This is a genomic window from Flavobacterium sp. (assembly GCF_046155325.1).
Classification (GTDB): Bacteria; Bacteroidota; Bacteroidia; order Flavobacteriales; family Flavobacteriaceae; genus Flavobacterium.
Map to the genome: position 1 here is coordinate 1 of NZ_JBJXDQ010000105.1, position 5,724 is coordinate 5,724.

Here is a 5,724-nt window from a genome sequence, read left to right on the forward strand (position 1 = left end):
TACAATCCAAATGTTAAGGAACAAGCATATACAAACGTTACAGAGGTTTGGAGGTTGAGTGATGATGGTAAGTCTATTACTATTCAATCCATTGCAAAATCAAATATATGGGATGGCGAGCGTTCCTGGAAGACCGTATTTGATAAAACCAATTAGGAATAAAAAATCATCAAAATGATTAAATATTTCAAGAATAATCGAGCTCTATGCTTAGCTATAGGTTTTACTATAGTTTTTTTCTTATACATAACATACATTTTAGCTCCTTTTAGTAGCTGCTTCAAACTAGATGCTGGAGTAAATTCATTAGGTCTTTCTTTCTCTTACTCTTTAGAAATGGTTCAAAAATTCTTTGAATCAAGGACCCAGGAGCAACTTCTTTGTTATAGTAAATTTCTTCAAATTTGGGACGCAATTTTTGCATTTGTTTATACTTTGATGTACGCATCTTGGATTATGTACTTTTTTAATAACAGGCGTCTATTATTGATTATTCCTATTTTATGTATGATTGCCGATTGGGCAGAGAATTACTTTGAATTAGTTATGCTAAAAACCTATTTAAATTCAGGTCCAATATCAGAAACATTAGTTTCGATAGGATCTGGAATCAACTCTTTTAAATTGATATTATCAAGTATTACTTATCTGATAATCCTCATAGGAATAATAATTAAAATAAAAAAAGTTCTAACAAAACCTAAACTGCATTAAAACAACAAAGGACCCACGATTTAACGGGATTGCCAGCTTCGTTTCACTACGCTGTCATCCCCAACAGTTCGCCTTACCCAAAGCCTTTCAAACACAAATCTATGATTTGCGTTTGTCTTTTTTAACACTCATCCACTCAATCAATCGAACTTGTTTCGCGGCTTCGCATAAAAAAAGCCTGTCACCTTTTTGACAGGCTTTGTAACGAGACCGGGATTTGAACCCGGGACCTCAGGGTTATGAAGATTTTTTGAGAAAATGAAGGCGTTGATTTGTAGTTAGTTATGATTTCACTAAACCGAAACTGACCGATTTCAGTCGAATTCAGGGGGTGTTTTCCTCACGCAAAGGTTCAAATTTGAAATCCTTGATTGATTTATTATTTTTGACTAATAAAATCCAATCATTATGGATCCAAAACAAATGCTATTCCCGAGATTATCACTGCTACTTAATATTCTGGTACTAATTCCTGTGTGTTCCAGTATACTCCTAAAAAGTAATTTGGTAATTGATTCTTACGGGATTGAAACACCCGCACTTGGTATTCTTTTGTCTATATATCTTACTATACTTATCTTCTCAGTGGTGTTTTTATTCAAATTTGACCCAAAATTTGTAATGGCACTTCTATTAGTTCAAGTGGTTTATAAAGTATTAAGCCCCATAATGGTAGGAACTTTAACCAACCCTGTAATTATATGTAATTTATTTATTGCGGTGTTTCATTCCTATAGCATTTGGAAATTAGCATCTAGCAAAGGAATATTTTACCCTTAGTAAATCTGAATAAACATCCAATTCATAAATAAATAGAAAGTGTCATATGGATAAAAAAACTATAATAAAATCACTTGATGAAAATGTAATTCAATTTAATGAATTAGTAAAGTATTTAAATAAAGATGAATTTGAAATTAATATAAATCATAAATGGTCTGCAGGTCAAGATTTAGTGCATTTAATTAAAGTACTCAAAATAGTCAACATAGGATTTACATTACCTAAACCTTTATTACAGCTAATGTATGGTATCAATAAAAATGAAGCAAGGTCCTTTCAGCTACTTCAAACATTATATAAAAATGCTTTAGAAGGCGGCGCAAAATCTCCTTCTATCTATATCCCAAAACCAGTCTTATTTGAATCAAAAAATCATTTAATTCAAAAGCATGCAACATTGAATCAATTATTCATTGATAAAATAAATGATCATTCCGATAATGCATTAGATCGCTATAGATTACCCCACCCCATATTAGGTAAGGTAACCTTAAGAGAGCTAGCCTGCTTTACTTCCTTCCATACGGCTCATCACTTTGAATTATTAAAAACAAAAAACCTCACGCAGAAACAACAAAGGACCCACGATTTAACATAAATCCTTGATTATGATGTAGCGAGACCGGGATTTGAACCCGGGACCTCAGGGTTATGAAGATTTTTTGAGATAATGAGAGCATTGATTTGTAATGGGTTATGTTTTGACAAAACCGAAATCAACCGATTTTAACCGAATTCATGGGGTGTTTTCCTCACGCAGAGTGTATATTCTATAATTTTTTAAAAATCGAGTTAGTAGATGACAAATTAATTTTTGAGATATTTATTAAACCAGAATAGGGTTTCTTCAATACCTTTTGCTGCTTGTTCAAGTGTGGGTGTGTGAGTTGTTTTTTCAAACTCAATAAACTTAGATGTTATGCCAGCTCTCTCTAGTGCTTTGTGCATTAATTTTCCCTGAACAAGTGGTACAATTTCATCTGTATTGCCATGCATTATAAGAGTAGGGGGATCGTCTTTTGTAGCATAGTGAACAGGCGAATATTTTTTGTATTGTTCCTCATTTAATCTTAATACTGGTCGATTTTCAATTTCTTTAGGATTGTCCGTCACAAATTTTTGCAGATCTGTGGGTGCTGCAAATACTACAATACCAGAGATTGAAATCGTATTTCTTTCCCATTGCTCCTTTGCATTGTGAAGTGGTAATTCGGAAGATAAGCCAATCAATAAGGCAAGATGACCGCTAGCACTGCCTCCCCAAAGCCCAATTCTGTCAGCATCAACTCCATAGTCCTTAGCGTGGTGTACAATAAATCGTACTGCTCTTCGTACATGCGAAACTATTTCGGGCATTTCAAATTTTGGTTCGCTACCATGGCGTACTTCAAATACTGTGTATCCATTTAAAACTAATTTTTTAGGACTTAATATTGGCCAACTATCAGATGCTAACATTTCTTTATCGGTCGTAAATCTATATTTACCATTATCCACAACCTTATATGTATCATAAGGAGATTTCCACCCACCACTATTAATCAAAATTATACCTGCGCCATTTGGATGGCTTGGTACATAGACATCATAAGTCATAGCCATTCCATAGTCATGACCATAAACAATGTCTGCCATTATAGTGAAGTCTTTAGCGTCTGTAACTTTTGAAGTTGAAACATTGTCAGCCGGTTTTGGTGATTGACTGCATGACCAAATACAAATAGTCATTAAAAGAGCTATACTAATTTTTTTCATATTTATTAATTAATAGTTTCCCTACTCAACTCATATGGCTTTTCGGATACGTCCCCCGAAATAACCCATCGGGGCAGGTCGTTTTTTAAAGTGGGTTCTAGTCTCCACTGTTCACAACTTAAGTAATATAATAATATTGTGTTACAAATATTACATATTAACAATTATTTAATCTTGCCAGAGGCAAAGGTCGAAAAGATGTGAAGTTGCATCATCTCTGAAAAAGTCGTAATGGAAATATCAGCATTAAAGGTTCGTGTATTCGGTAAGAAATGACAAAAACCTCACGCAGAAACAACAAAGGACCCACGATGACTTCATTTTGGTACTTTTTTATGGAATTATGCTGTTATTCTGCCACCTTCGCTAAGCCGAATGACGTTCTAGGCAACTTGTAAATACATATAAAACCAAATAGAATGGAAAAAATTTATGAATATATAACCACTATCAAACCAGACATTTTTCTGGCAGTAATGCTCACCTTACTATTTTCTGTAGAACAGATTTTTTTCTCTACTAAATCTTTTCTCAAAAGAAGCCCACATTTGATAGGCAATATTTTCCTACAAATCGGATACATTATAATGAATTTTGGATTAGCAACATTCGTTATTAAAGTTTTAGACTGGGCAGCAAACGAACATATTGGACTTTTCAACTGGATTTCAGTTCCCTTTTATTTACAGGTAATTGCAGGTCTCGTTTGGATAGACTTAGTAAATTACTGGGCACATAGACTAAATCATACTTGGGCTCTGCTTTGGCGTTTTCACAGGGTTCATCATAGTGATACGACTATGGACAGTTCTACAACATATCGATTTCATCCACTGGAGGCATTGGGAGATAATTTAGCAGCCATTGTAGCAGCGTTTATGTTTGGACTTGACGGGACAGTTCTTATATTCTGGCTTATTGTTTATATGCCGTTATTGGTGCTACATCATACGGATGTTATAATGCCTAAGTGGTTTGACAAAACATTTGGAAGAGTAATTGTATCACCCAATTTGCATAAAATACATCATCACCAACAACAGGTATTTACTGACTCTAATTACGGTTTGCTTTTAATTTTTTGGGACAAACTATTTAACACATATAAAGAACTACCAGTAGAAGAAATAAAATATGGTCTTGAAGAATTTGATAATCCAGAAAGGCAAACGTTTTGGTACCTACTCAAAAGCCCTTTTATAAATGTAAAAAAATAAAGCTGCCTACAACAGCACCTAGACGCAAGTGGGGTTCAGTGCTTCTATTAAAGGTTCGTGTATTCGGTAAGAAATTACAAAAACCTCACACAGAAACAACAAAGGACCCACAATTTAACGTATGCTTATAGTGAAAGCCAATGCAATGTATTGAGCACAAATTGTTTCCAATCGTACCCTGAAACTTGCATACCTGCAGATAGTTTATACCCTCCTGATTTTAAAGACATGGCAGTAAATCCGTTGCAATCTCCTAATGCAGCTAATTTTCCTTTACCAACGTTACCTGCTAGGCATTGTGAATTTGGAGTTCCAGAAGGCATAGTTCCATTCCATTTTTTTATCATTGCAGAGCTAGACAGTTTCAAGATATTTGTATAGCCATCTCCAGTCAATCCACTTCCTCCAATAGTCAAAATATTACTTATACGCTCATTTTTTTTCTCCCCCTTAGTAATAGGATGTTCCGTATTTAAAAGTCCATTCTTACTTGTAAACTTAAGAAAGGAATACTTCCAACTAGGCATTTCAATAGGCGTATCACTATTAAGGGAATCAACGACAATACCAGTACTTAATTGAATTCCAAACTTATTAAATAAAGGCGTGACGGATTTATCTATTGGAGCATGTTCACTAAACATAAGCAAGGACCCACCATTGGATACCCAGTCATGTAAAGCATTCAATTCATCTGTTGTAAAAGTAATTTCATCTGTAACTTGATTTTTAGAACCAAATTTAAATGGCATTGCTGGCCAAATAACTACAATGTTATAATTTGACAAATACTCCTTCGTGAATTGCATAGAATCGATCTTTATTTGATACCCATCGGAGCTTGCAACATCAAACAAAGGTTTGTTCAAACCTAACTCAACTACAAAATTATGATGCCCTGCATCAATTAAAATTTTTGGGCCATAACCTTTCTTAAATTTTGGATGAACTACATTAGCATTAAATGGAGTATCATTAAGCATTTGTGCCTGAGATGTAATAGTAAATAGTAATAAAAATAGTAGGATTGAATTTTTCATATTATAAGACTCAATTATGTTTACCTAATTTAAAGATATATGAAATTATGGTCGCATATAGTTTCGTTCTTTATACATAGGAAAAATGACAAAAACCTCACGCAAACCTCACGCAGAAACAACAAAGGACCCACGATTTAACGTAAGTCCTTGATTTTCATGTAGCGAGACCGGGATTTGAACCCGGGACCTCAGGGTTATGAAGATTTTTTGAG

4 protein-coding genes are annotated in these 5,724 nt (G+C 34.2%); 2 read left to right on the top strand and 2 right to left on the bottom strand.

Translation table 11 applies throughout. From position 1 onward, the window contains the following. Nucleotides 1-1,540: 1,540 nt before the first annotated feature. Nucleotides 1,541-2,095, top strand: a complete 555-nt coding sequence (locus ACKVOD_RS07215; RefSeq protein WP_409208795.1) for a DinB family protein — start codon at nucleotides 1,541-1,543, stop codon at nucleotides 2,093-2,095. A 209-nt stretch (nucleotides 2,096-2,304) separates the two neighbouring features. On the opposite strand, the gene ACKVOD_RS07220 is transcribed toward ACKVOD_RS07215, so the two are convergent. Beyond that, nucleotides 2,305-3,252, bottom strand: coding sequence for a prolyl oligopeptidase family serine peptidase (locus tag ACKVOD_RS07220; protein WP_409208796.1), 948 nt, complete (start codon nucleotides 3,250-3,252; stop codon nucleotides 2,305-2,307). A 419-nt stretch (nucleotides 3,253-3,671) separates the two neighbouring features. On the opposite strand from ACKVOD_RS07220, the gene ACKVOD_RS07225 reads away from it, so the two are divergent. After that, nucleotides 3,672-4,469 (top strand): sterol desaturase family protein, encoded by a 798-nt coding sequence (locus ACKVOD_RS07225; protein WP_409208797.1) that lies wholly within the window; start codon nucleotides 3,672-3,674, stop codon nucleotides 4,467-4,469. A gap of 125 nt (nucleotides 4,470-4,594) precedes the next feature. Here the strand turns inward: ACKVOD_RS07225 and ACKVOD_RS07230 are convergent, their stop codons facing one another. Next, entirely contained in the window at nucleotides 4,595-5,509 is a 915-nt protein-coding gene (locus tag ACKVOD_RS07230; protein WP_409208798.1) for a hypothetical protein, read from the bottom strand. Nucleotides 5,510-5,724: the final 215 nt, after the last annotated feature.